Source organism: Mesorhizobium sp. WSM4884 (genome assembly GCF_029625675.1).
GTDB lineage: Bacteria > Pseudomonadota > Alphaproteobacteria > Rhizobiales > Rhizobiaceae > Mesorhizobium.
The window spans coordinates 141,769-165,583 of sequence record NZ_JARTVO010000001.1 but is presented as its reverse complement, the minus strand read 5'-3'; the positions used below and the strand labels follow the sequence as shown (position 1 = coordinate 165,583).

Sequence of the window (23,815 nt, the reverse complement as noted above, 5' to 3'; positions counted from 1 at the left end):
GTTTTGCGAGGTGATTGGTCTAGTCGATCATTCGACGATTCCCGCAGTTTCGACCACCGCGTGGAACAGCACGTCGGCGCCCGCCGCCGCCCATTCCTTGGAGATGTCCTCGGCTTCGTTGTGGCTTAGTCCGCCGACGCAAGGGCACATCACCATGGTCGCCGGCGCGACCTTGGCCGCCCAGCAGGCGTCGTGGCCGGCGCCTGAAATGATGTTCATGTGGCTGTAGCCCAGCTTTTCGGCGGCGGTGCGCACGCGGCCGACCAGCGTCGGATCGAAGGTCACCGGATCGAAATGGCCGACCGCCTCGACCGAGCATTTGACGCCGAGAGGCTCGCAGATCTTCGGCGCCTCCTTCTCGATGCGGGCCCGCATGCCGTCGAGCTTCGCCTGGTCCGGCGAGCGGATATCGACGGTGAAGATCACCGTGCCCGGCAGCACGTTGCGGGAATTGGGCGAGAACTTCACCTGCCCCACCCCGCCGACTGCGCCGGGCTGGTTCTCCATGGCGACCGTCTGCACCATCTCCAGGATGCGCGCCATGGCGAGCCCTGCATTGACGCGCATGTTCATTGGCGTCGATCCGGTGTGCGCCTCTCGGCCGGTCAGCGTGAACTCCAGCCACCACAGGCCCTGGCAATGGGTCACCACGCCGATCTGCTTGTTCTCGGCTTCGAGGATCGGCCCCTGCTCGATGTGATATTCGAAATAGGCGTGCATCTTGCGCGCGCCGACCTTCTCGTCGCCGACCCAGCCGATCCGCTTTAGCTCGTCGCCGAAGGTCAGGCCGTCGAGATCCTTGCGGGCATAGGCGTAATCCTGGCTATGCACGCCGGCGAACACGCCGGAGGCGAGCATTGCCGGCGCGAAACGCGCACCTTCCTCATTTGTCCAGTTGGTGACGACGATCGGGTGCTTGGTCTTAATACCGAGATCATTGAGCGAGCGCACGACCTCCAGGCCCGACAGCACGCCGAGCACGCCGTCATATTTGCCGCCGGTCGGCTGGGTATCGAGATGGGAGCCGACATAGACGGGCAGCGCGTCCGGATCGGTGCCGGCGCGCGTCATGAACATGGTGCCCATCTGGTCCACGCCCATGGTGAGCCCGGCCTCGTCGCACCAGGACTTGAACAGCTCGCGGCCCTCTCTGTCGGAATCGGTGAGCGTCTGGCGATTGTTGCCGCCGGCAATGCCGGGACCAATCTTCGCCATCTCCATTATGGAATCCCACAAACGGTCTGAATTCACTCGCAGATTCTCGCCGGGGGCGGCCATTCAAAGTCCTCTCATTTCATGTCACCGTCAGGCGGCGGTTCCCGACGCCGCCCGACCGGTTGAAGCAGTTTAGTCTATCGAGCGCAGAACGTCCCTGACATGGTCGATCAGTTCGTTAATCTGGCCCTTGGTGATGATCAGCGGCGGCGACAGCGCGATGATGTCACCGGTGGTGCGGATCAGCGCGCCGCGCTCGAACGCCTTGACGAAGGCCGAGAAGGCTCGCTTGGTCGGGCTGCCGGCGATCGGCGCCAGCTCGATCGCCCCGATCAGGCCGATATTGCGGATGTCGATGACATGCGGCTCGCCCTTCAGCGAGTGCAGCGCATCTTCCCAATAGGACGAGAGTTCCTCGCCGCGGGTCAGCAAACCCTCTTCCTTGTAGGTGTCTAAAGTGCCGAGAGCCGCGGCGCAGGCGATCGGATTGCCCGAATAGGTGTAGCCGTGGAAGAACTCGATCATGTGCTCGGGGCCGGTCATGAAGGCGTCGTGAATCTCCTTCTTGACGAACACCGCGCCCATCGGGATGACGCCGTTGGACACGCCCTTGGCCGTGGTCATAATGTCCGGCGTGACGCCGAAATAGTCCGCCGCGAACGGTGCGCCGAGGCGGCCGAAACCGGTAATGACCTCGTCGAAGATCAAAACGATGCCGTGCTTGGTGCAGATCTCGCGCAGCTTCTGCAGATAGCCCTTCGGCGGCAGGATGACGCCGGTCGAGCCCGCGACCGGCTCGACGATGACGGCCGCGATGGTCGAGGCGTCATGCAGCGCGATGAGACGTTCGAGATCGTTCGCCAGTTCCGCGCCATGCTCAGGCACGCCCTTCGAGAAGGCGTTCTTCTCCGGAAGATGGGTGTGCGGCAGATGGTCGACGCCGCCGAGCAGCGTGCCGAACATCTTGCGATTGCTGACGATGCCGCCGACCGAGATGCCGCCGAAATTGACGCCGTGATAGCCGCGCTCGCGACCGATCAGGCGGGTGCGCGAACCTTCGCCCCTGACACGATGATAGGCGATCGCCATCTTCAGCGCGGTCTCGACCGATTCAGAACCGGAATTGGTGAAGAAGACGTGGTCCATGCCCTTCGGCGCGATGTCGACCAGGCGGTTCGCCAGCTCGAACACGATCGGATGGCCCATCTGGAAGGCCGGCGCATAGTCTAGCTCCGCCGCCTGGCTCTGGATCGCTTCGGTGATCTTCGGCCGGCAATGGCCGGCGTTCACGCACCAGAGGCCGGCGGTGCCGTCGAGCACCTTGCGACCGTCGCTCGTCGTGTAATGCATGTCCTTGGCGGACACGAACATGCGCGGCGCCTGCTTGAACTGCCGGTTTGCCGTGAACGGCATCCAGAATGCGCTGAGATCGTTCGGCGTGACTTTCAGCCGGTTGGACATGACCAAGATTTCCCCTTGTAACCTGTTTCGGTGCGCTAACGCTTGGTCTTCCCAAGGCTTGGTCTTCGTTGCGTTTTCGTGCTACGCAAATTTTTGACCGATTGGACAAACGTTAGCACCGCCCTGTCGGCGGTCAAGGGACTACTAACGGAAATGCGGCATCAAAAGCGCGCTCCACGGCTCGGAGAAAAACTGGTCCAGAGAATTGGTCCAGTGGGACCGCGCGCTGGAGCAGTCCAGCGTTTGATAGAACCGCTGGCCTGCTCCAACTTTTTTGTTTTTACGCAATTCCGGACGGAAAACCGCTGCGCACTTTTCCTGGAATTGCTCTAGCGGCTGGCAAGGATGACGGACACGATGGAAGGCTCGACTCCACGCCGCACCCGCATCCAGCTGGAAAAGCGCGAACTCATCCTGGAAGCCGCGCTCGAAGTCTTCTCCGCCAACGGCTTTCGCGGTTCGACCATCGACCAGATCGCCGAGGCCGCCGGCATGTCGAAGCCGAACCTTCTCTACTACTTCCGCCGCAAGGAAGACATCCACGAGACGCTGATGCAGCGGCTCCTGGATACCTGGCTGGCGCCGCTCAGAGAGCTCGACGACATCGGCGATCCGATGACCGAGCTCAGGAGCTACATCCGCCGCAAGCTCGAAATGGCGCGCGACTTCCCGCGCGAAAGCCGCCTCTTCGCCAACGAGATCCTGCAAGGCGCGCCGCGCATCATGCCGATGCTCGAGGGCGAGCTGAAAACGCTGGTCGACGAGAAGGCCGCTGTCATCAAAGGCTGGATGCGCGCCGGCAAGATCGCCCGCACCGATCCGTGGCATCTGATCTTCGCGATCTGGGCGACGACGCAGCACTATGCCGATTTCGACGTCCAGGTGCGCGCCGTGCTGGGACCCGATCGCGGCGGCGATGGCCGCTTCGAGGACGCAGCACGGTTCCTCGAGCAGTTGTTCCTCGAAGGGCTGAAGCCGAAGGGCTGATCTCCGTTCGATCAGGCGCTGCGGCGCTCGACTGGCTGCGCTTCGAGCAACTTCTTCAATTTGGCGATCGAGTTCTGCTCGGCGAGCGGCGTGTAAACGATCAGCCGCATGTCCGAGCCATCGTCGATCGACAGGCTCATATGCTCGAAGGCCATCGCGCCGGCGGTGGGGTGGCGGACGTGCTTCACCCCCGTCAACCTTCGTGCCACGTCCCGCCGCGGCCACCAATCGCGGAACTCCGGGCTCGAGCGCATCATCAGCGCGATCAGCCGCTCGAAATCCGGATCGCCGACATATTTCGCGCTTTCGGCACGGAATGAGGCGAGCACCACACGCGCAAGCTCTTCCCAGTCGACCAGCAGCCGGCGATGATGCGGGCTGGTGAACACCAGATGGACGATGTTGCGGGCGTCGCCCTCCAGCAGGCCATAGTCGCCGAACACCGCCGCCGCGGCGTCATTCCAGGCCAGCACGTCCCAGCGCCGGCCAACCACATAGGCCGGCTGCAGAACGAGGCTTTGCAGCATGTGCAGCAGCGTCCCGTCGACTTTTTCGGGCGCCGCCACGCGACGCTCCTGCTGCTGGCGACCGGCGAGGATGAAGAGATGCCGCTTCTCGACGGGATCGAGACGCAACGCTTCGCAGAGCGCAGTCAGCACTTCGACCGAGGGCCGCACGTCCCTGCCCTGCTCCAGCCAGGTGTACCAGGTTGTGCCGACGCCGGCGATCATCGCCACTTCCTCCCGCCTCAGCCCGGGCGTGCGCCGCCTGGCGCCGGTCGCAATGCCAATCTCGGCAGGCGACAGCCTCTCGCGGCGCGAGCGCAGGAAAGCACCGAGCTCGCGGCGGCGGCTGTCCTCGGGGGAATGGGTCACGGCATCCATGAAGCTATTATAGCAGTACTGATACCAGGATAAAGTTTGAACTGTTTGGAATGCGCGCCGCGCCCCATCTTGCGTTCAGAGCAACACAAGGAGGCTCTGAACATGGAACTCAAGAACAAGACCATTCTCGTCACCGGCTCGACCGACGGCGTCGGCCGCGTGGTCGCCGAAAGGCTCGGCGCCGCCGGCGCTCGTGTGCTGGTACATGGCCGCGACCAAGCCCGCGGCAAGGCGACAGTCGCCGCCATCGAGGCGAAGGGCGGCAAGGCCGAATTTCTCGTGGCCGACCTTTCTTCGCTCGCCGAGGTGCGCCGCCTCGCCGAAGCCGTGCGCAAAAGGACCGACCGGCTCGATGTTTTGATCAACAATGCCGGTGTCGGCACCGGCGGCCAGGGTGCGAAAAGGCAGGCGAGCGCCGATGGCTATGAGCTGCGCTTTGCCGTCAACTATCTCGCCGGCTTCCTGCTGACGTCGGAGCTGCTGCCGTTGCTCAAGGCAAGCGCCCCGGCGCGCATCGTCAATGTCGCCTCGGCCGGCCAGCAGGCGATCGACTTCTCCGATGTCATGCTAACACATGGCTATAGCGGCGTGCGCGCCTATTGCCAGAGCAAGCTGGCGCAGATCCTGTTCACCATCGATCTGGCCGAACAGTTGAAAGGCACCGGCGTCACCGTCAACGCCCTCCATCCCGCAAGCTACATGGACACGACCATGGTCCGGCAGGCCGGCGTAACGCCATGGAGTTCGGTCGAGACCGGCGCCGACGCGATCCTCAACCTCGCGGCGTCGCCGGCGCTCGAAGGCCGCAGCGGCCTCTATTTCGACGGCCAGCGTGAATCCCGCGCCGATGCCCAGGCCTATGACGAAAAAGCCCGCCGCCAGTTGCGGGCGCTCAGCCTCGAACTGACCGGACAATCTTCCACGACGTCCAAGGAACAAAATTCATGAGCGAGAACATCGAACATTGCGTGATCATCGGCGGCTCGTCCGGCATCGGCCTTGCAACGGCCAAACGGCTGGTCAGCCCGACGATGAAAGTGACGATCACCGGCCGCGACGAGGAGAAGCTGAAGAACGCCTGGGCGAGCCTTGGCGGCACCGTCGGCAAGGCCGCTTTCGACGCGACCAAGCCGGATCAAGTCCGGCAGTTCTTCGATGGCCTCGGACCGTTCGATCATCTCGTTCTGGCCGCGAGCGGCGGCAAGGGGCTTGGGCCGTTCGCGACCCTCGACCTTGCCGACATCGGCAGCGGCGTCGACGAGAAGATCAGGCCGCAGTTGGCCTGTCTGCAGGCGGCCCTGCCGACCTTGAACAGGGCCGGGTCGGCCACCTTCATTTCGGCCGTCTCTGCGCAGCTCGCCGCGCCCGGCGTCGCCGGCATCGGCGCCATCAACGGCATGCTGCTCACAGTGGCGCCGATCCTGGCCGTCGAGCTGAAGCCGCTGCGCGTCAACGTCGTGGCGCCCGGCGTCATCGATACGCCCTGGTGGGATTTTCTGCCGGGCGAACAGCGGCAGGCGGTGTTTGCCGAATATGCCGGCAAGACGCCGGTCGGCCGCATCGGCCGCGCCGAGGACGTTGCCGACGCGATCGCCTTCCTGGTCTCCAACGGCTTCATGACCGGCCAGGTGCTGACCTGCGACGGCGGCCTGCGCTTTGCCGCGTGAGCGGCGAATGGGTCAATTGGAAATGAGGCCGGGCAAGAAGGCGAGTGCCATCAGCCCCGCAACAACCGCATACCAGACAACCAGGTGGACCGCCTTCATCAGCGGGCGGCCCACTTCGCGCGCCCGCTTCGGGCGAAGCGGGTCGTACATCACCTCGACTGGCGCGCCGACATTCCCGGTCGTTCCGTTGACCGGCAAATAGGACGTGAACCGCCATGTCTTGCCCAGCCGGTCGGCGAATTCGATGATCGGCGTATCCGGCCCGTCGCTGGATTTGTCGATGCGGACCACCTTGCCGGTGGCAAGGACGCCGCGTCGCCTGAGCACGATGTCGCCATAGGTCTGTATGGCGACCACCGTCAGGAAGAAGACGCCGCACAGGAAACACCATATCTGAATGTCGCTCGGATGCCCGCCAAGGACTTGGGCGACAGCCCGGAACGGAAACAGCGCCTGATGGAAAGCTTCCGAAACGCGTGTCCAGAATGCAGTCCAGCTCTGCTCCATGAACGCTCCGAGTGGCGAACCTGCATTTGCTAATACAAGGCAATCGCGACGGAGCGATTAACGCGGCGGCATCAATTGCGCCAAATTCGGCGACCGAGATCAAACAGAATGCGCGATCAACGCCAAGAACTCTCCGGCTAAAGCGACATTGCCGACGAAGCCGTTGATACGAGAAGCGCGATCCGGACCCTGATGGTCCCAGAAATTGTGGAACATAGGTGTTGCGACGATGAGGAACAGGATCAGGCAGGCTGCCCCCAGCGCCGTCCATAAGCCGCCAATCAACAGCAGTCCGGCGGCGGCTTGCAGGACGATACCCAGCCACAATGCCAGGCCCGCCTGCGGCACACCGCGCGCCCTCATTATCGGGATAAGCAAGATCCTGTTCTGGATGTTGCGCAGGCCGGCAAAGACGAAGGCGCCGCCAAGCAGCAGGCGGGCGGCAAACAGAATCTCGTTCTGAAAATTCTCGAACATGTCATTGATCTCGCAAATGAAAACGCGCGGACCTCTTACAAGACCCGCGCGGCGACAAATGTTCACGCGGCCTTGGCGGTCGGCATCGGATGAATGGCGTGGAAGGACACGCAGAGCCGGTTCCAGGTGTTGATCATGCCGATCACCACCGTCAGCTTGACCAGTTCCTCTTCCGAGAACTGCTCCAGCGTGCTGGCGTAGAGATCGTCCGGAACGCCGTTGTCGGAAATGTTCGTTACCTTTTCAGTCCAGGCCAACGCGGCGCGCTCGCGCTCGGAAAACAGCGGCGATTCCCTCCAGGCCGCGACCAGATAGAGTCGGGTCTCGGTCTCGCCGTCCAGCCTCGCTTCGCGGCTATGCATCTCGACGCAATAGGAACAGCCATTGATCTGCGAAGCCCTGAGCTTGACGAGGTGCATCAGGCTTGCCTCCAGCCCACACTCCTCGACGGCTTTGTTGAGCGCCATGACCGCCTTCATGATCTCCGGCGCCTTGGCGAAGAACTGCAGCCTCTGTTTCATTGTCTTTCCTTCCAGGTTCTTGGGTGGGTTTGGAGGTGGGTCTAGATCTGCTTGGATGAAGCGGATTTCTGCTGCCGCTGGTGGCGCTCGACGAAGGCGCAGCTCGCGGCATAGGATCGCGGATCGCCTTCGGCAGCGTATTCGGCCACGATGTCGGACAGCTTCACTTCGGCGAGCGCTGCCCGATAGGCGCGCTCGGCCTTCAGCATCGCGGCATTGATGCCGCAGGGCTTCACATAGGCCGAGGCGTCGAGCTTGACAGGGCCGCGCTGGCGGATCTCACCGCAACGAAAGGCAGGCTCCCTGCCCTCGACCGCAAGCACGATATCGAGCAGCGTGATGCGCTCGGCCGGCCGCGCCAGCCGATAGCCGCCGGCAGGTCCCGGCACCGATTCCAAGATGCGCGCCGTCGTAAGTTGATTGAGATGCTTCAAGAGATAGCTCGGCGACAGGCCGAAAGCCTCGGCCATGGCGGCGCCCGACATGGTGCTGTTGCCGTCGACGCCGGCAAGCATGGCGGCGCAGTGGATCGCCGCTTCGACGCCCTCTCCCAGCTTCATGGTTTGCCATTCCTATTCATGGATAATATTTATCATGGATAATTTTTATCCGCAACAACACCAACAAAAAACGGCGTCGGAAGGCGCCGTTTTTTGTTCGGTTGGCGGTCTCCCCTACTCCGCCGCCACCTTGGCCATCGGATTGTTCGGATGCGTCGTCCAGTTGGCGTAGACCGGCGACACCGGCTTGCCCGTGCGCTGATCCACCGAACCGGCGGCCAGCGGCTCCATCGTGATGCAGCCTTCCACCGGGCAGACATTGACGCAAAGATTGCAGCCGACGCATTCCGCCTCGATCACCTCGAAATGCCTGACACCGTCGACCATGCTGGTGATCGCCTGATGCGAGGTATCCTCGCAGGCGATGTGGCAGCGCCCGCACTTGATGCAGGCATCCTGGTCGATATGCGCCTTGGCGACATAGTTGAGGTTGAGATACTGCCAGTCGGTGACGTTGGGCGTGGCGCGGCCGATGATGTCGGAGAGCGAGGCGTGGCCTTTCTCGTCCATCCAGTTCTCAAGGCCCGCGATCATTTCCTGCACGATCTTGAAGCCATAGGTCATCGCCGCCGTGCAGACCTGCACATTGCCTGCGCCGAGCGCCATGAATTCGGCGGCGTCCCGCCAGGTGGTGATGCCGCCGATGCCGGAGATCGGCAGGCCGCGAGTCTCCGGATCGCGCGCGATCTCGGCCACCATGTTCATGGCGATCGGCTTGACAGCCGGGCCGCAATAGCCGCCATGCGAGCCCTTGCCGTCGATGGTCGGCTGCGGCGCGAAACTGTCGAGGTCGACGCCCGTAATCGAATTGATGGTGTTGATCAGCGACACCGCGTCGGTGCCGCCGGCCTTGGCCGCGCGGGCCGGCTTGCGGATATCGGTGATGTTCGGCGTCAGCTTGGTGATGACGGGCATGCGCGTGTACTGCTTGCACCAGCGCACCACCATCTCGATATATTCCGGCACTTGGCCCACAGCCGAGCCCATGCCGCGCTCGCTCATGCCATGCGGGCAACCGAAATTGAGCTCGATACCGTCCGCGCCGGTCTCCTCGACTAGCGGCAGGATCGCCTTCCAGCTTTCCTCGACGCACGGCACCATGATCGAGGCAACCAGCGCCCGGTCCGGCCAATTCATCTTCACCTGCTTCATCTCGCGCAGATTGGTCTGCAGGTCGCGGTCGGTGATCAGCTCGATATTGTTCAAGCCGAGCAGGCGGCGGTCGGCGCCCCAGATCGCGCCGTAGCGCGGGCCGTTGACGTTGACGACAGGCGGCCCCTCCTCGCCCAGCGTCTTCCAGACCACGCCGCCCCAGCCGGCCTTGAAGGCGCGCTCGACATTGTAGGCCTTGTCAGTCGGGGGCGCCGAGGCCAGCCAGAACGGATTGGGCGACTTGATGCCGACGAAGGTGTTGCGGATGTCTGCCATGCTCATGCCCTCCCGTTAGAGGTCAGCGCCCGGTGGATGGATTCGGCGGCGTCGCGCCCTTGAGCCACGGCCGAGACCGTCAGGTCGTCGCCACCGAAGATGCAGTCGCCGCCTGCCCAGACTTTCGCCAGCGAGGTGCGGCCTTCCGCGTCGACCTTGATGCGGCCGCCCTCGATCTCGATCGATGCGACGCTGCCGTTGAGCACCGCCGGCGTGAAACTCTGGCCGATCGCTTTGAACACCTGATCGGCGGCAAGTGTCAGCCGTTCGCCGGTGCCGGCAAGCTTGTCGCCATCGATCGCGGTATATTCGAGCTCGATCGCCGACACCTTGCCGTTCTCGGCGATGACGCGCTTCGGCTGCAGCCAGTGGCGGATGGTAACGCCATTGGCGGCGGCCAGATCCTGTTCGAAACCGGAGGCGTTCATGTGCTCCTGCCCGCGCCGGTAGCAGATCGTCACCTCCTCGGCGCCGAGCAGCTTCGACTGCACCGCGGCGTCGATCGCCGTCATGCCGCCGCCGATGACCACGACGCGCCGACCAACCGGCAGGCTACCAAGATCGCTCGCCTGCCTGAGCTCGGCGATGAACTCGACGGCGTTGGCGACGCCGTCGGCGTCCTCGCCGTCGGCTCTGAGCGCATTGACGCCGCCAAGCCCAAGGCCGAGGAACACAGCGTCGTAGTTGCGGATCAGGTCGGCCAGTTGGAAGTCGCGGCCGAGCGCCTTGCCGTTCTGGATGTCGATGCCGCCGATAGCGGTGACATAGTCGACTTCCGCCTGGGCGAAATCGTCGACGCTCTTATAGGCGGCGATGCCGTATTCGTTGAGACCGCCGGCCTTCGGCCGCGCTTCGAGGATGGTGACGTCATGACCGTGACGGGCGAGACCATGCGCCGCCGCGAGACCCGAAGGTCCGGCGCCGACCACGGCGACTGTTTTTCCGGTCGGTTCGGCGCGCTTGTAGAACTGCTTGTCCTCGTCCATCGCGACGTCGGTCGCATAGCGCTGCAGCCGGCCGATCTGCACCGGCTTGCCTTCCGCCACCTCGCGCACGCAGACCTCTTCGCAGAGCGTCTCGGTCGGGCAGACGCGGGCGCACATGCCGCCGAGGATGTTCTGGTCGAAGATGGTCTTTGCCGAGCCCAGCGGATTGCCGGTCGCGATCTGCCGGATGAACATCGGTATGTCGATCGAGGTCGGGCACGCATTCATGCACGGCGCGTCGTAGCAGAAGTAGCAGCGATCCGCCTCGACCAGCGCCTCGTGATGATCGAGCGGCGGATGCAGGTCGGAAAAATTGTCGGCATATTGCTCGGCCGACAGCCGGCCGCCGGCGATGCCTTCGATGAAATGACCAGTCGCCATTCCAGTTCCCCTTGTCTTGTTTTGGGGAAGGCTAGCACGTTTTATTTTTTTATCAATTGGTCAATTTTCTGCCAAGTCACTGTAATGGCTGGATAAAAACTTGATAATCGTAGTCATATTATAGCAGAGACTGCTGTCTCCGACGGTTCGCCGCTTGCGATCCTGTGGCCATGGAGCGATCTGATCTCGTCGGCGACCAGCTGCTGCAGTCGCCACAGATTGCGGTCATGGATGCCGAATGTCTCGAGGTGGCTGACGGTGTTGTAGAGATACTCGGCGCCGGAGCCGACATGGCCGCAGGCGCGTGCCAGTATCTTTGCTACCCTCTCGAGTGGCTGCCTGAGCGACGTCCCCCTGCCCGTCACTCCAACCCAGAAGCCCAGCGCCCGCAACGATCCTTGTGCCGTGCGTACCGGAACCCACCTGACGGAGCTGACAGCCTCGTGATCGTCGATTTCACGCCGCAGCAGCCTCTCGATCTGGGCCGGCTTCTCGCCATCGGGCAGACGGTAGATCACGCCGTCGCAGCACCCGCCGCGCTCGAGCGCCATCATCAGCCCCGGCTGCTCGGCGCTGCCTCTCCAGCGCACAAGGTCCAGGCAGAAGGACCGATGCCAGCCATGGGCCGAGGCGCGCCACTGCTCGACGGACTCGAAGGCCGGCTTCCAGATCAACGAGCCATAGGCGAACACCCAGAGCGGCCCCTCGTCGGCTTCGCCCGACAGGCGCAAGGCAAGCGCCCGGAAATCGTCGTCGTTCAACTGTGTCCATTCCCCGCTCGGGCCCGGATCGACCTCCTCCCGGTGGCACAGAGCGACGAGCTCGGGCGTGAGCGACATTCGACGCATGGAAAACAGCCCCTCTTTGACGCCAGCAAAGTCGAAAACCGCGCGGCGCGCAAGATTGCGGACCAAACCGCGTCGCGCGGAAACGGATTCGGCGACGCGCTTTAAATCTTTGTTTTGATGCATGTCGTGCGGCCCAAAACCGCGCGCACTTTTGGGCGACATGCATTTGTGGCGCCTTGCCGTTTGCGATTTCTGGTCCAGATGTCGGATTTCTGTCGCCGAGATCGTCCTAGGATGGATCGGACCGCGATCGCTGCCTGAACCGGTGAGGAGACCGACCATGCCGAATTCCCCAAAACCCTTCTTCTGGTACGAACTGATGACCACCGACCTCGACGCCGCCGAGGCCTTCTATACCGCCGTCGTCGGCTGGAAGGCTGAGCCCTTTGCGAAAGCGCCGGGCATGCCTCGCTATATCGTGATGAATTCGGCCGTGCGCGGCGTCGGCGGGTTGATGACCATGCCGGAGGATGCCGCCAAGATGGGCATGCCGCCCGCCTGGCTCGGCTACATCTACACCAAGGATGTGGACGCCTCGACGAAGGCGCTGCAGGAGGCCGGCGGCACCGTCCATCGCCCGCCGGATGACATCCCGGAAGTCGGCCGCTTCGCCGTGGTTGCCGACCCGCAGGGCGCGACCTTCATGTTCCTGCAGCCCAACCAGCCTGAGCAGCCGCCGGTGCCTGCCATCACGCCCGGCCATATCGGCTGGCACGAACTCTACACCTCGGACTGGAAAGCGGCGTTCGACTTCTATGCGGGCCAGTTCGGCTGGGAGAGCGCCGGCGAGTTCGACATGGGCGAGATGGGCATCTACAAGACCTTCACCGCAGGGCCGGAATCGGGCGGCGGCATGATGAACAAGCCGTCGCAGATTCCGGTGCCGGTCTGGCTGTTCTATTTCAACGTCGATGCCATTGATGCCGCGGCCAAGCGCGTCACCGACAATGGCGGCAAAGTCCTGATGGGACCGATGGAAGTGCCGAGCGCGCAGTGGGTCGTCCAATGCCAGGATCCGCAAGGCGCGCATTTCGCGCTGCTGGCGCCTGGGCGATAGGCGCAAATCAGTTCCGTTCGATCAGTTGGCGCCGGCTCACTCCGGCGTCAGCACCGCCACTTTGAGATCGGCCTTCTTGGCGCCGCTGAGCTGCACGGTAGCCGGACCGGCGGAAAGTTTGAAGCGCACGCTCTTGCGAATTCCCGGACAGGTCTTCACGCCGCTGAAACCCGTCGACTTCACGGAATGGCCGTCCTGCACGACATCGATCCAGGCTTCATCGGACAGGCTGAACTGGAGCTCGCCCTCCGGTGGCACGGTCACGCTTGCCGTCGCACCGAACGAGCCGGCTGCCGGTGCGCGTTGCGGCGGCACCTCAAAGCTGATCGTGTCGACCGCCGCGAGTGACAAATCCACCGCTTGTCCGACTGTCAAGGCAGCGCCGGACTGCGCGGCCGGCGCTTCCGGAAACAGGGCCTGCTCGCGTGTGACCGGCCATTTGAAGGCATCGCAGCCGGCGTCGCCGGCCATGGCGAAGCTGGTACCTGCAAGGAGTACGAATAGGCTGACGACGATTTTCTTCATGGCACAGAAAACTCGCATGGTTTGATCACCGGCATGTCAATACAACCAGAGGGACAGAAATGCAACCATAGCGAGAACAAAAAACGAGAGAGTGAAACCATTCCACTCACCGATTGTTGATGGCAGGCCAAGGGAAGTGAGTGGTCCATTGCCGGGCGATAATTTATGGCCGGCCCCGGGGGTAAATGGAGTTTCGCATGAAGCTTTTCGAAAGCCTTGCCGAATACCGTCCGCAGGTGCTGGGCGTGCTTCGCATCATGACTGCGTTGCAGTTCATCGAGCACGGCACCCAGAAACTGTTCAATTTTCCTCCCGGCGCCCATGCCGAGGCCCTGACCGGGCTTGCGCTGACGTCCGGGATTCTCGAGTTTGCCGGCGGCGTCCTGCTCGCACTGGGGCTCTTCACGCGCCCGGTGGCGTTCCTGCTCAGCGGTGAGATGGCGGTTGCCTATTTCATGGCGCACATGCCGCGCAACTTCTTCCCAGCCAACAATGGCGGCGACGCAGCCATCCTGTTCTGCTTCGTCTTCCTCTATCTGTTCTTTGCCGGCCCGGGCTCCTTCGCGCTGGACAATCGCGACAGCGCCAACACGTGATGGCAAGATGCGCGCCCGGTCTCAGGCGCGCATCCGTTCGAAATTGGCGTCGAACAGCGGCGCTGCCTGAATGCGCGCCGCATGGCGCTTGCCCAGGATTTCGATCTCGAAGCCGTCCGGCGTGTCGGCGATCTCCTTCGGCACATAACCCATTGCGACCGATTTCTTCGAATGGTGAGCATAGCCGCCCGAGGTAACCCAGCCACGCACGACGCCGTCATGCCAGATCGCCTCGTCGCCGATGACATCGGCATCGTGAGCCTCGACGATGAAGGCGCGCAATCGGAGCTTGCCGCCCTGCTTGCGTTCGGCGAGCGCCGCTTCCTTGCCGATGAAATCGGCCTCCTTGCCATAATCGACGAAACGGTCGAGCCCAGCCTCGACCGGCCCATAGATCGGCCGGTACTCGCGCGCCCATGAGCCGTAATTCTTCTCCAGCCTGAGCGCGTTGAGCGCGCGCGAGCCGAACAGCCCGATCCCGAGTTCCTCGCCTGCCTTGATCAGCGCCTGGTAGGCGGCGCGCTGATATTCCGGCTCCACCCAGATCTCGTAGCCGAGATCGCCCGTATAGCTCACGCGGCCGACGAGACACGGCGCCATGCCGATATCCATCCTGGCGACCGCCATGAAGGGGAAGGCAGCATTGTTGACGTCGGCGCGGGTGACCTTGGCCAGCACCTCCCTCGCCTTCGGCCCGGCGATGGCGAGTCCGGTGAGCTTCTGCCCCAGCGCCTCGACGCGCACCGAGCCGTCCTTGGGCAGATGCGCCTCGAACCAGCGCATGTGGTACTGCTCGGCGATGCCTGAGCCGGCGATGAACCATTCGCCATCTTCGACATTGGCGAGCGTGAAATCTCCGATCAGCTTGCCGTCCTGCTTCAGCATCGGCGCCAGCGTCATGCGGCCGGGCTTGGGCAGCTTGCAGGCGAGCATGCGGTCGAGCCAGGCTGCGGCGCCTTCGCCCGTCACCCTGTATTTGGCGAAGCTCGAAATCTCCGACAGGCCGACGCTGCCACGGACGGCCGCAACCTCGCTCGCGACATGGTCGAAGTCGCTCGAACGCCGCCACGAGAACTCGTCCTTGACGCCTTCGGGCGCGTACCACAACGGCACTTCCAGCCCGTAGGCGACGCCCCACTGCGCGCCCTTGGCCGACAGCGTGTCATAGACCGGTGACGTCTTGAGCGGACGCCCCGCGGGCAGTTCCTCGTTCGGGAAACGGATCGAGAAGCGCCGCGAATAGTTCTCGCGCACCTTGGCATTGGTGTAGGCCATCGTCGCCCAGTCGCCGTAGCGCGCCACGTCCATCGCCCAGATGTCGGCGCCGGGATCGCCCTCGATCATCCAGTTGGAGAGCGCCAGCCCGACGCCGCCGCCTTGGCTGAAGCCCGCCATGACGCCGCAGGCAACCCAGAAGCCCGGAAGGCCGCGCACCGGCCCGACCAGCGGATTGCCGTCCGGCGCGAAGGTGAAGGGGCCGTTGATGATCTGCTTGATGCCGGTCTTCTGGAAGGCCGGGAAATGGCGGAAGCCGACCTCCAGCGAAGGCGCGATGCGGTCGATGTCCGGTTCCAGCAGCTCATGGCCGAAATTCCAAGGCGTCTGGAATTCGGACCACGGCTTGTTCGCCTTCTCATAGGTGCCCATCAGCATGCCGCCGCGCTCCTGGCGCAGATAGAGCTCGCCGTCGAAGTCGACCGCATGGATGATCTCCGTGCCGGTCTTCCTGTTCCAGTCGGCGACCTCCGGCATGTCCTCGGTAATCAGGTACATGTGCTCCATCGCCAGCACCGGCAGCTCCAGCCCGACCATGCGGCCGACCTCACGCGCCCACAGTCCGCCGGCATTCACCACATGCTCGCAAATCACCTCGCCCTTGTTGGTAATGACGCGCCACAACCCATCCGGCCGGCGCACGATGTCCTCGACCTTGGTGAAGCGCTCGACCTCGGCGCCGAGCTTGCGCGCGGCCTTGGCGTAAGCATGCGTCACGCCGGACGGGTCGAGATGGCCGTCCTCCTTGTTGCGCACCGCGCCGACGAATTGTTTCGGGTCGAGCAGCGGCATCAGCTCGGCCGCTTCGTTCGGCGAGATCACTTCGAGATCGATGCCGAGATAACGGCCTTTGGAGACGACGCCGCGCAGCCAGTCGAGCCGCGCCTCGGTCGCGGCCAAAAGCACGCCGCCGGTCAGATGCACGCCGGTCGCCTGGCCGGAAAGCTCCTCGATCTCCTTGTAGAGCGAGATCGTGTATTTCTGCAGCTTGGCGACGTTGGGGTCGCCATTGATGGTGTGCATGCCGCCGGCCGCGTGCCAGGTCGAGCCCGAAGTCAGCTCATCGCGCTCCAGAAGCACGACGTCGGTCCAGCCGTGGCGGGCGAGATGGAACAGCACCGAGCATCCGACGACACCGCCGCCGATGACCACGACCTTTGCATGCGATTTCATGGGTTCTTCTCGTCATTTCAGTGAGTTGGATGAATGAGTAGATTCAGGTTGGGAGGCAGTTATCTCTCTTCAAAGTCGGCGCTGCCCCTCACCCTTACGGGGAGAGGGGGCACCAGCGCTAGAGCGCTTCCCTTCTCCCCGTCGTTCATGGGGAGAAGATGCCGGTCCACCCTCGGCGGCTGCAGCGCAGCTGCTGCGGAGGACGGGCGGATGAGGGGCGGCGCCAGCATTCCAAAACCATCACGGCTCGCCCTGCCCGATCGCTTCCTTGCGGCGCGCGACATAGGCTTCGAGGGCCTCGCGCACGCCAGGATCCATGGCCGGCTGGACATATTCCTCCAGCGCTTTCTTCCATAGCCGCGTCGCGCGGGCCGTCGCGTCGAGCGCGCCGGCCTCCTGCCAGGCTTCGTAATTTTGCCAGTTGGAAAGCATCGGCTGGTAGAAGGCGGTGGCATAGCGCTCCAGCGTGTGCGGCTCGCCGAAAAAATGGCCGCCCGTCGGCACGGCGCCTAGCGCTTCAACGGCCAACTCGCCCTCGTCGACCACGATCGGCCGCAGGAATTCCATCATGTGCTGCACCATCTCGACGTCGATGATGAGCTTCTCGAACGACGCCGTCAGCCCGCCCTCCTGCCAACCTGCGGCGTGGTAGACGAGATTGCCATGGCCGAGCACAGCGCCCCACAACGCCATCAGCGTCTCGTACGCGCCTTGCGCGTCGGCGGCATTGGAGGCGGAGCCGGGCGTCGTGCGGTACGGCAGATTGTAGCGCCGCGCCAATTGCCCCGAGGCGATGTTTGCTTTTGTGTTCTCCGGCGTGCCGAAGGCCGGTGCGCCGGACTTCATGTCGACATTGGAGGTGAAGGCGCCGTACATCACCGGCGCGCCCGGCCGCACGAGTTGCGTCAGCACGATGCCGAACAGTGCTTCGGCGTTCTGCTGCGCCAACGCGCCGGCGAGCGTCACCGGGCTCATCGCGCCCATCAGCGTGAACGGCGTCACTGCCACCGACTGGCCGAACTCGACCATGGCCATCAGCCCTTCGGCCATCATCTCGTCGAAGCGGCGCGGCGAGTTGACCGAGATGATGGTGGTGACGCCGGGATCCTCGCCCAACTGCTCCAGTGTCAGTCCGCGCGCAATCGCCATCATCTCGATGCCGTCCAGCGCCCTGCCCCGGCCGATCGCCGAGACATGGAAGCATTTGTCGGTCAGCGTCAGGTTGGCGAAATAGGTGTCGAGATGACGCGAATTCGCCGGTAGCTCGATCGGCGCGCAGACCTGGTTGCCGAGCATGTGGATGCAGTTGAAATGCTGCGCCAGTCGGATGAGGTCGCAATAGTCGGCGAGGTTGCCGGCACGGCGGCCGCGCTCCATGTCGTGCACATTGGGCGGCCCGGCGACCAGCGTGAAGTTGATGGTGTTGCCGCCGAGATGAATGGCGCGCGCCGGGTTGCGCGGCCTAAGCGTGTAGCTGGCACGCGTCGTCTTCAGCGCCCCGTCGACCATGCCGCGATCGACGCGCACATTCATCGAGCTGTGATCGACCTTGGCGCCGGCGCGTTCGAACAGGGCGAGCGCCCTCTTGCTCATCACCTCGATGCCGAAATTTTCCAGGATGTGCATCGACGCCTGATGGATGGCTTCGATCTGGTCAGCCGAAAGCAGAGCCATCGGCGGGTAGGGATTCGTCACGCGCCTTAGTGGCAACTGCGGAATGGTGGATAGCCCCCGGTTGCTGGTTCGCTCGGCGCCGCGTTTTCGTCTTGGTTCGGTCATGCGCGCATCAGAACGCCGACGTGGCCCATGGGCTGTCAGGAATTCGCCATTTGCCGGCGTGATTTTAGCCAAGGCGGCATTTTTCAAAATCGATGGAGAGAAATGCGACGCATCCGGACGAAATATCGATAGAGCCAAAGATCGGCGCGCTACGGCCGGCGTTAAGGAAGCTCGAAAGACTCCTTTTATGATTTCGGCCTATTCGTCTTCCGATGCCTAGGTCGAGTTTTAGTAAAATTGTCGCTGTCTTTGTGCTGCTGGCGCTTTCGGCCTGCGCGACGGCGCCCAGCCATATCAACAATGTCTGTGCCGTCTTCGACCAGAACGACGGCTGGTTCGACAACTGGCAGTCCGCCGCCGAACGCACCGAGCGGAAATACGGCATTCCCGTCCCGGTGCTGATGGCGACGGTGCGCAAGGAGTCCGGCTTCAAGAGCAATGCCCGGCCGCCGCGCACCAAGCTGCTCGGCTTCATTCCCTGGAAGCACGTCTCCACTGCCGCGGGCTACTCGCAGGCGCTCGACGGCACCTGGTCACAATATCAGATGGAGACCGGCAACTGGGGAGCGCACCGCAGCCGTTTCGCCGATGCCATCGATTTCGTCGGCTGGTATCATTCCAAGACCGCCGACACCTTCGGCGTCGCCCGCAACGACACCTACAATCTCTATCTCGCCTACTATCTCGGCTGGTCGGCCTACGGCCGCGGCAATCGCGGCGACGCCGGCGTACAGAACTACGCGCGCGCCACCGACCAGATGGCCCGCGACTACGCCACGCAGTTGCGGCAGTGCGGAAGCTAACCGTGGCGCGGAACTGATGTCGGCGCCACGCCCTTAAATTAGTTCGGCTTCGGCTTCTTTCCGCGCGGACGCTTCGGAGGTGTACCGGCAAAGCCCGGACCAGCGCCGTGCGGCGCGTCATCCGGCACGCCCTCATGCGCGGCGTGCTCCTTGTCGAATTTGATGACCGGCTCCATCTTGGCCAGCACATCGTCGGCCAGCCAGCACAGGCTCATATGGCCGTCGCCGAGATTCTTTATCGGCGGTACCTTGGTCTCGCACAGATTGTCCGGCACCAGCTTCTTGTAGCCGCAGCGTGTCTGGAACGGACAGCCGGTCGGCGGGTTCATTGCCGACGGGATGTCGCCTTCGAGCACGATGTGCTTCTTGACCACGCTGGTGTCGGCGATCGGGATCGCCGAGAGCAGCGCTTCGGTATAGGGATGGTAGGGCGGCGAAAATATCTGATCCGTCGTGCCCTGTTCGACGATGTAGCCGAGATACATGACCACGACGCGGTCGGCGATATAGCGCACCACCGACAGGTCGTGGCTGATGAACAGCATCGTCGTCTTGTTCTTGCGCTGGATGTCCATCAAAAGCTCGGTCACCGCCGCCTGCACCGAGACGTCGAGCGCCGAGACCGGCTCGTCGGCCACCACCACCTTGGCGTCGCCGGCGAAGGCGCGCGCCACGCCGATGCGCTGCTTCTGGCCGCCAGAGAGCTGGCGTGGCTTGCGGGTCTCGAAGGCCCGCGGCAGCTTCACCAGGTCGAGCAGCTCCAGCATGCGCTTGCGCCGCTCGGCCACCGTCCTGCCGACGTTGAACTTCTCCAGCGTGCGGATGATCTGCGAGCCTACCGTATGGCTGGGGTTCAGCGTGTCGAACGGGTTCTGGAATACCATCTGGATCGAAGACACGGTCTCGACATTGCGGCTCTCGATGCCGGTCGACTGAATCTCTTTGTTGCCCAGCGTCACCGTCCCCGAGCTCGCGGTCTCGAGCCCCAGAAGCACCTTGGCGAGCGTCGACTTCCCGCAGCCGGACTCGCCGACGATCGCGACCGTCTCGGATTCGCGCGCGGTGAACGAAATCGTCTCGTTGGCCTTGACGACGCGGCCTTCGCTGGAGCCGAACACCTCGCTGCCGCCGACCTTGTAGTATTTCTTGAGGTCGTCGATCTTGAGCACCGGCGCGCCGGGCTCGACCTTTTCGTTGACCTTCTTGGCGCCAGGCGGCAACGCCTCCCAGTCGATCTCGTTGAAGCGCACACAGCGCGAGAAATGGCCTTCATGCCCTTCCACCGGAACCATCGGGATTTCGGCGGCGTTGCAGACGCCCTCGACGAAATGGTGGCAGCGCGGCCCGAAATTGCAGCCCCTCGGCCGCTCATGCGGCAGCGGCAACTGCCCGGGAATGGAGATCAGCGGTCGCGAATTCTTGTCGGCGCCTGGCAGTGGGATTGAGCGGAACAGCCCTTGCGTATAGGGGTGGCGCATCCGGTCGAAGACGTCCTCGATCTTGCCGGTCTCGACCGCCTCGCCCGAATACATCACCGTGATCTTGTCGCAGGTCTCGAGGATGAGGCCGAGATTGTGCGACACGAAAATCATCGAGGTGCCGAACTTCTCGCCGAGCCCCTTGACCAATTCCACGATGCCGGCCTCGACTGTGACGTCGAGTGCCGTCGTCGGCTCGTCGAGCAAAAGCAGCGCCGGCTTCGACAAGAGCGCCATGGCGATGACGATGCGCTGCTGCTGGCCGCCGGAAAGCTGATGCGGATAGGAGCGCATCATGCGCTCCGGGTCCGGCAGCTTCACCGCGCGCACCATGTCGAGCGCTCTTTTGTAGGCCTCGTCCTTCGACACCTTGTCGTGGATCAGCGGCACTTCCATCAATTGCTGGCCGATCTTCATTGCCGGATTGAGGCTCGCCATCGGCTCCTGGTAGATCATGGCGATCTTGTTGCCGCGGATAGCGCGAAGCTCCTCCTCGGGCATCTCGCCCATGTCCCTGCCCTGGAACTTGATCCGCCCGCCGACGATCTTTCCGATGTTGGAGAGATCCCGCATGATGCCGAGCGACACGGTGGACTTGCCGCAGCCGGATTCACCGACGATGCCCATCGCCTCACCGGGCATGACCGTGCAGGAAAAGTCCATCACCGCCGGGATCTCGCCCTTGCGGGTGAAGAAGGAGATCGACAGGTTCTCGATCTCGATGATTGGCCCGTTGGAGGGCTTGGCCGGATCTCGAACTGCCTCGTTCATGGGTCGCTCCAATCCTTGGTCTTTTGTTAGAGCATGATCTTGTCCGAAAACCAGGGTACCACCTTTTTGCTACGCTGACCTTCGGTTCGGGGATCATGCTCCGGGCAACTAGGGCCTAAGGCCCTGCCATCAATCCTTCATCGACTGTTCGCGCAGCGAGTCCGCCAGAAGGTTCAGCCCCAGCACGAACGACATCAGCGCGATCGTCGGCGGCAGCGCCGGATGGATGAAGGAGCGCAGCAGCCGGCTCGCATCCTTGATCGCGGTCCCCCAGTCGGGACTTTCAGGCGCCAGGCCCAGGCCGAAATAGCCAAGCGTGCCGAGCAGGATCGTCGTGTAGCCGATACGCAAGCAGGCATCGACGATCAGCGGTCCGCGTGCGTTGGGCAGGATTTCCCATAGCATGATGTACCAGGGCGATTCACCGCGCGTCTGCGCCGCCGCCACATAGTCGCGCGTCTTGATGTCCATGGTCAGCCCGCGCACGATGCGGAACACACCGGGACTGGACGCGAACACCACCGCCACGAAGATGTTGAGCTGGTTGGGATCGATGTGCACGATCTTCAGCGGGTCCTTATCGAAGACCAGGCCCGCATAGATCCAGCCGCCGACGACAAGCGTGACGCCGAGCAGGATGTAGAGGCGGTCCGGCCGGTTCTTGTAGCGGGTCCAGAACAGCACGCAGAAGAAGATGATCGGGAACAGGAAGAACAGTCCGGCCATCGCATAGGGGATCGGCGTGTCCATGATGCCCGGCGTCACCAGGAGGTAGAACAAAAGGATCACCGGGAAGGCCAGCACCAGATTGGCGAGGAACGACAGCACCGTGTCGATCTTGCCGCCGTAATAACCGGCCGGCAGGCCGAGCGTGATGCCGACCATCAGCGCGAAGCCGGTCGCGGCCGGCGCGATGATCAGCACGATCTGGCTGCCGTAGACCATGCGCGAGAACACGTCGCGGGCAAGCTTGTCGCCGCCGAAATAATAGACGAGCTTCGAGGTCGGCTCGATCGCGCCGGGCAGCGTGTCCTTCATGATCGACACCTGCGCCAGCGGATCGAAGGGCGAGATGGTCGAGGCGAAGATTGCCGTGAACAGCCAGAACAGGCAGATGCCGACGCCGGCGATGCCGACGCCGCTGTCGAAGAGCTGGCCGTAGAGGCCGAGCTTCTTCTTGTAAGCAAAGCTGACGCCCATCACCACGACGAGGGCGACCCACACCGGCCAGAAGCGCCAGAGCACGCCGACCACGACATCGAAGGCGCTGATATATTCGGTCTGCATCCGCCCTGCCCCCTATTGAACCCTGATGCGCGGATTGAGGAACGCGTAACCGACATCGGAGATGAGCTGCGTGATCAGCACGATGAACACCGAGACCAGCGAGCAGCCGAGCAGAAGGTCGATATCGTTGTTGCCCGCGGCCTCGACCAGCGTGTAGCCAAAACCCTGGTAGCGGAACATCACCTCGACGATGACGACGCCGGTGAGCAGCCACGGGAACTGCAGCATGATGACGGTGAAGGGCGCAATCAGCGCGTTGCGCAGCGCATGCTTGACCACCACGCCGCTGAACGACAGGCCTTTGAGGCGCGCGGTGCGGATATATTGCTGCGTCATCACCTCGACCATCGAGGCGCGCGTCATGCGCGCGATATAGCCGGTGCCGTAGATCGCCAGCGTGATCACCGGCAGGGTGAAATTGTAGAAGGTGATGCCCTGGCTGGCGGAGGCGGCCGAGCCGTTCAGCCAGCCGAGCCACGACGCGAAGATGACGGTAAAGATGACGCCCGACACATATTCGGGCGTCGCCGTCGAGGCGATCGAGGCGACGGACAACGTCCGGTCGGTGCGCGAGCCTTCGCGCATCCCTGCCAGGATGCCGATCAGCAGCGAAACCGGCACCATGAGCGCCAGCACCCAGAACATCAGTACGCCGGTCGCGCCGAGCGCCGGGAAGAGCTTGGCCGCGACCGTCGTCTTGAATTTGGTCGAACAGCCGAAATCGCCTTCGAGCACTCCGGAGAAGGTCGGCACGGTCGGGTCATTGCAAAAAGTGAAGCGTTGCGTCGTCTTTCCGGTCGCCGGATCCGTTATCGGCTGCTTCGGCAGGATGCCCAGCCACTGGCCGTAGCGCGAAAAGAAGTTCTGCCGGTAGCCATGGTTGACCAGCCAGCTTTCGAGCTGGTCGGCCGAAGTATGCATCTCGGTCTGGCTGATCGCCAGTTTCTTCAGATTGGGTTCGAGATTGACGAGGAAGAAGACGACCAGCGTCAGGCACAGCATCGTGAGCAGGATAGTGCCGATGCGTCTGGCGATGAATGAGAACATGCGTGCCCCCCTGCCGGCCGGGTTGGGGTCAGATACGTTCAACCCTATGTCGGAAACATTGTGAGGCCCCGCCACCGCTGCACAATACGCAACGGCGACGAA

The 23,815-nt window shown here is 63.3% G+C and carries 22 protein-coding genes; 6 read left to right on the top strand and 16 right to left on the bottom strand.

Going from position 1 to position 23,815, the window contains the following annotated elements; translation table 11 throughout:
* Window positions 1–27: 27 nt before the first annotated feature.
* Both P9236_RS00680 and P9236_RS00675 read right to left on the bottom strand, forming a co-directional pair.
* On the bottom strand, window positions 28–1,278 hold the full coding sequence (locus P9236_RS00680) for a Zn-dependent hydrolase (protein WP_278072685.1): 1,251 nt from the start codon (window positions 1,276–1,278) through the stop codon (window positions 28–30).
* Between the two features lie 69 nt (window positions 1,279–1,347).
* Window positions 1,348–2,676: an aspartate aminotransferase family protein gene (locus tag P9236_RS00675; protein WP_278072684.1), complete on the bottom strand. Its 1,329-nt coding sequence runs from the start codon at window positions 2,674–2,676 to the stop codon at window positions 1,348–1,350.
* 357 nt (window positions 2,677–3,033) lie between these two features.
* Between P9236_RS00675 and P9236_RS00670 the strand changes: the two genes are divergently transcribed.
* Window positions 3,034–3,663: a TetR family transcriptional regulator C-terminal domain-containing protein gene (locus P9236_RS00670; RefSeq protein ID WP_278073048.1), complete on the top strand. Its 630-nt coding sequence runs from the start codon at window positions 3,034–3,036 to the stop codon at window positions 3,661–3,663.
* Window positions 3,664–3,674: 11 nt separating this feature from the next.
* Here P9236_RS00670 and P9236_RS00665 read toward each other — a convergent pair whose 3' ends face one another.
* The gene (locus tag P9236_RS00665) at window positions 3,675–4,547 is read right to left on the bottom strand and encodes a helix-turn-helix transcriptional regulator (RefSeq protein ID WP_278072683.1); all 873 of its coding nucleotides are present in this window, start codon (window positions 4,545–4,547) and stop codon (window positions 3,675–3,677) included.
* Between the two features lie 102 nt (window positions 4,548–4,649).
* Between P9236_RS00665 and P9236_RS00660 the strand changes: the two genes are divergently transcribed.
* Both P9236_RS00660 and P9236_RS00655 read left to right on the top strand, forming a co-directional pair.
* On the top strand, window positions 4,650–5,495 hold the full coding sequence (locus P9236_RS00660; protein ID WP_278072682.1) for an SDR family oxidoreductase: 846 nt from the start codon (window positions 4,650–4,652) through the stop codon (window positions 5,493–5,495).
* Window positions 5,492–6,214, top strand: a complete 723-nt coding sequence (locus P9236_RS00655) for an SDR family oxidoreductase (RefSeq protein ID WP_278072681.1) — start codon at window positions 5,492–5,494, stop codon at window positions 6,212–6,214. The genes P9236_RS00660 and P9236_RS00655 overlap by 4 nt, the downstream gene beginning before the upstream one ends.
* 12 nt (window positions 6,215–6,226) lie before the next feature.
* Here the strand turns inward: P9236_RS00655 and P9236_RS00650 are convergent, their stop codons facing one another.
* From P9236_RS00650 to P9236_RS00620, 7 genes are all read right to left on the bottom strand, one after another.
* Window positions 6,227–6,721 (bottom strand): DUF3592 domain-containing protein, encoded by a 495-nt coding sequence (locus tag P9236_RS00650; RefSeq protein ID WP_278072680.1) that lies wholly within the window; start codon window positions 6,719–6,721, stop codon window positions 6,227–6,229.
* Window positions 6,722–6,820: 99 nt separating this feature from the next.
* Window positions 6,821–7,198 (bottom strand): DoxX family protein, encoded by a 378-nt coding sequence (locus P9236_RS00645; protein ID WP_278072679.1) that lies wholly within the window; start codon window positions 7,196–7,198, stop codon window positions 6,821–6,823.
* 62 nt (window positions 7,199–7,260) lie between these two features.
* Window positions 7,261–7,719, bottom strand: coding sequence for a carboxymuconolactone decarboxylase family protein (locus tag P9236_RS00640; RefSeq protein WP_278072678.1), 459 nt, complete (start codon window positions 7,717–7,719; stop codon window positions 7,261–7,263).
* Between the two features lie 41 nt (window positions 7,720–7,760).
* Window positions 7,761–8,279 carry an Rrf2 family transcriptional regulator gene (locus tag P9236_RS00635; RefSeq protein WP_278072677.1) on the bottom strand — a complete coding sequence of 173 codons (519 nt, stop codon included), beginning with the start codon at window positions 8,277–8,279 and terminating at the stop codon, window positions 7,761–7,763.
* A 114-nt stretch (window positions 8,280–8,393) separates the two neighbouring features.
* Entirely contained in the window at window positions 8,394–9,707 is a 1,314-nt protein-coding gene (gene preA / locus P9236_RS00630; RefSeq protein WP_278072676.1) for an NAD-dependent dihydropyrimidine dehydrogenase subunit PreA, read from the bottom strand.
* A gap of 2 nt (window positions 9,708–9,709) precedes the next feature.
* Window positions 9,710–11,074 (bottom strand): NAD(P)-dependent oxidoreductase, encoded by a 1,365-nt coding sequence (locus P9236_RS00625; protein WP_278072675.1) that lies wholly within the window; start codon window positions 11,072–11,074, stop codon window positions 9,710–9,712.
* Window positions 11,075–11,187: 113 nt separating this feature from the next.
* Entirely contained in the window at window positions 11,188–11,922 is a 735-nt protein-coding gene (locus P9236_RS00620; RefSeq protein ID WP_278072674.1) for a gamma-glutamylcyclotransferase, read from the bottom strand.
* A 280-nt stretch (window positions 11,923–12,202) separates the two neighbouring features.
* Between P9236_RS00620 and P9236_RS00615 the strand changes: the two genes are divergently transcribed.
* Window positions 12,203–12,979, top strand: a complete 777-nt coding sequence (locus P9236_RS00615) for a VOC family protein (RefSeq protein ID WP_278072673.1) — start codon at window positions 12,203–12,205, stop codon at window positions 12,977–12,979.
* Window positions 12,980–13,015: 36 nt separating this feature from the next.
* On the opposite strand, the gene P9236_RS00610 is transcribed toward P9236_RS00615, so the two are convergent.
* A complete protein-coding gene (locus P9236_RS00610) occupies window positions 13,016–13,504 on the bottom strand; it encodes a hypothetical protein (RefSeq protein WP_278072672.1) in 489 nt (162 codons plus the stop codon).
* Between the two features lie 197 nt (window positions 13,505–13,701).
* On the opposite strand from P9236_RS00610, the gene P9236_RS00605 reads away from it, so the two are divergent.
* Window positions 13,702–14,100 carry a DoxX family protein gene (locus P9236_RS00605; protein WP_278072671.1) on the top strand — a complete coding sequence of 133 codons (399 nt, stop codon included), beginning with the start codon at window positions 13,702–13,704 and terminating at the stop codon, window positions 14,098–14,100.
* 21 nt (window positions 14,101–14,121) lie between these two features.
* On the opposite strand, the gene P9236_RS00600 is transcribed toward P9236_RS00605, so the two are convergent.
* Both P9236_RS00600 and P9236_RS00595 read right to left on the bottom strand, forming a co-directional pair.
* Window positions 14,122–16,548 (bottom strand): FAD-dependent oxidoreductase, encoded by a 2,427-nt coding sequence (locus P9236_RS00600; RefSeq protein WP_278072670.1) that lies wholly within the window; start codon window positions 16,546–16,548, stop codon window positions 14,122–14,124.
* A 240-nt stretch (window positions 16,549–16,788) separates the two neighbouring features.
* Window positions 16,789–18,327 carry a trimethylamine methyltransferase family protein gene (locus P9236_RS00595; protein ID WP_278072669.1) on the bottom strand — a complete coding sequence of 513 codons (1,539 nt, stop codon included), beginning with the start codon at window positions 18,325–18,327 and terminating at the stop codon, window positions 16,789–16,791.
* A gap of 212 nt (window positions 18,328–18,539) precedes the next feature.
* On the opposite strand from P9236_RS00595, the gene P9236_RS00590 reads away from it, so the two are divergent.
* The gene (locus tag P9236_RS00590; RefSeq protein WP_278072668.1) at window positions 18,540–19,130 is read left to right on the top strand and encodes a hypothetical protein; all 591 of its coding nucleotides are present in this window, start codon (window positions 18,540–18,542) and stop codon (window positions 19,128–19,130) included.
* Window positions 19,131–19,168: 38 nt separating this feature from the next.
* Here the strand turns inward: P9236_RS00590 and P9236_RS00585 are convergent, their stop codons facing one another.
* The 3 genes from P9236_RS00585 to P9236_RS00575 all read right to left on the bottom strand — a co-directional run bounded on the left by P9236_RS00585 (window position 19,169) and on the right by P9236_RS00575 (window position 23,713).
* The gene (locus tag P9236_RS00585; protein ID WP_278072667.1) at window positions 19,169–21,379 is read right to left on the bottom strand and encodes an ABC transporter ATP-binding protein; all 2,211 of its coding nucleotides are present in this window, start codon (window positions 21,377–21,379) and stop codon (window positions 19,169–19,171) included.
* Window positions 21,380–21,508: 129 nt separating this feature from the next.
* Window positions 21,509–22,666, bottom strand: a complete 1,158-nt coding sequence (locus P9236_RS00580) for an ABC transporter permease (protein ID WP_278072666.1) — start codon at window positions 22,664–22,666, stop codon at window positions 21,509–21,511.
* Between the two features lie 12 nt (window positions 22,667–22,678).
* Entirely contained in the window at window positions 22,679–23,713 is a 1,035-nt protein-coding gene (locus P9236_RS00575) for an ABC transporter permease (protein WP_278072665.1), read from the bottom strand.
* Window positions 23,714–23,815 lie beyond the last annotated feature (102 nt).

Bases quoted from the DNA above. Each gene is read 5' to 3' on its own strand.
- P9236_RS00655 (WP_278072681.1), top strand. From the start codon at position 5,492: ATGAGCGAGAACATCGAACATTGCGTGATCATCGGCGGCTCGTCCGGC.
- P9236_RS00605 (WP_278072671.1), top strand. From the start codon at position 13,702: ATGAAGCTTTTCGAAAGCCTTGCCGAATACCGTCCGCAGGTGCTGGGC.
- P9236_RS00635 (WP_278072677.1), bottom strand. From the start codon at position 8,279: ATGAAGCTGGGAGAGGGCGTCGAAGCGGCGATCCACTGCGCCGCCATG.
- P9236_RS00640 (WP_278072678.1), bottom strand. From the start codon at position 7,719: ATGAAACAGAGGCTGCAGTTCTTCGCCAAGGCGCCGGAGATCATGAAG.
- P9236_RS00600 (WP_278072670.1), bottom strand. From the start codon at position 16,548: ATGAAATCGCATGCAAAGGTCGTGGTCATCGGCGGCGGTGTCGTCGGA.
- P9236_RS00595 (WP_278072669.1), bottom strand. From the start codon at position 18,327: ATGACCGAACCAAGACGAAAACGCGGCGCCGAGCGAACCAGCAACCGG.
- P9236_RS00680 (WP_278072685.1), bottom strand. From the start codon at position 1,278: ATGGCCGCCCCCGGCGAGAATCTGCGAGTGAATTCAGACCGTTTGTGG.
- P9236_RS00660 (WP_278072682.1), top strand. From the start codon at position 4,650: ATGGAACTCAAGAACAAGACCATTCTCGTCACCGGCTCGACCGACGGC.
- P9236_RS00665 (WP_278072683.1), bottom strand. From the start codon at position 4,547: ATGGATGCCGTGACCCATTCCCCCGAGGACAGCCGCCGCCGCGAGCTC.
- P9236_RS00620 (WP_278072674.1), bottom strand. From the start codon at position 11,922: ATGCGTCGAATGTCGCTCACGCCCGAGCTCGTCGCTCTGTGCCACCGG.
- P9236_RS00625 (WP_278072675.1), bottom strand. From the start codon at position 11,074: ATGGCGACTGGTCATTTCATCGAAGGCATCGCCGGCGGCCGGCTGTCG.
- P9236_RS00590 (WP_278072668.1), top strand. From the start codon at position 18,540: ATGCCTAGGTCGAGTTTTAGTAAAATTGTCGCTGTCTTTGTGCTGCTG.
- P9236_RS00675 (WP_278072684.1), bottom strand. From the start codon at position 2,676: ATGTCCAACCGGCTGAAAGTCACGCCGAACGATCTCAGCGCATTCTGG.
- P9236_RS00575 (WP_278072665.1), bottom strand. From the start codon at position 23,713: ATGTTCTCATTCATCGCCAGACGCATCGGCACTATCCTGCTCACGATG.
- P9236_RS00670 (WP_278073048.1), top strand. From the start codon at position 3,034: ATGGAAGGCTCGACTCCACGCCGCACCCGCATCCAGCTGGAAAAGCGC.
- preA (WP_278072676.1), bottom strand. From the start codon at position 9,707: ATGGCAGACATCCGCAACACCTTCGTCGGCATCAAGTCGCCCAATCCG.
- P9236_RS00650 (WP_278072680.1), bottom strand. From the start codon at position 6,721: ATGGAGCAGAGCTGGACTGCATTCTGGACACGCGTTTCGGAAGCTTTC.
- P9236_RS00610 (WP_278072672.1), bottom strand. From the start codon at position 13,504: ATGAAGAAAATCGTCGTCAGCCTATTCGTACTCCTTGCAGGTACCAGC.
- P9236_RS00580 (WP_278072666.1), bottom strand. From the start codon at position 22,666: ATGCAGACCGAATATATCAGCGCCTTCGATGTCGTGGTCGGCGTGCTC.
- P9236_RS00615 (WP_278072673.1), top strand. From the start codon at position 12,203: ATGCCGAATTCCCCAAAACCCTTCTTCTGGTACGAACTGATGACCACC.
- P9236_RS00645 (WP_278072679.1), bottom strand. From the start codon at position 7,198: ATGTTCGAGAATTTTCAGAACGAGATTCTGTTTGCCGCCCGCCTGCTG.
- P9236_RS00585 (WP_278072667.1), bottom strand. From the start codon at position 21,379: ATGAACGAGGCAGTTCGAGATCCGGCCAAGCCCTCCAACGGGCCAATC.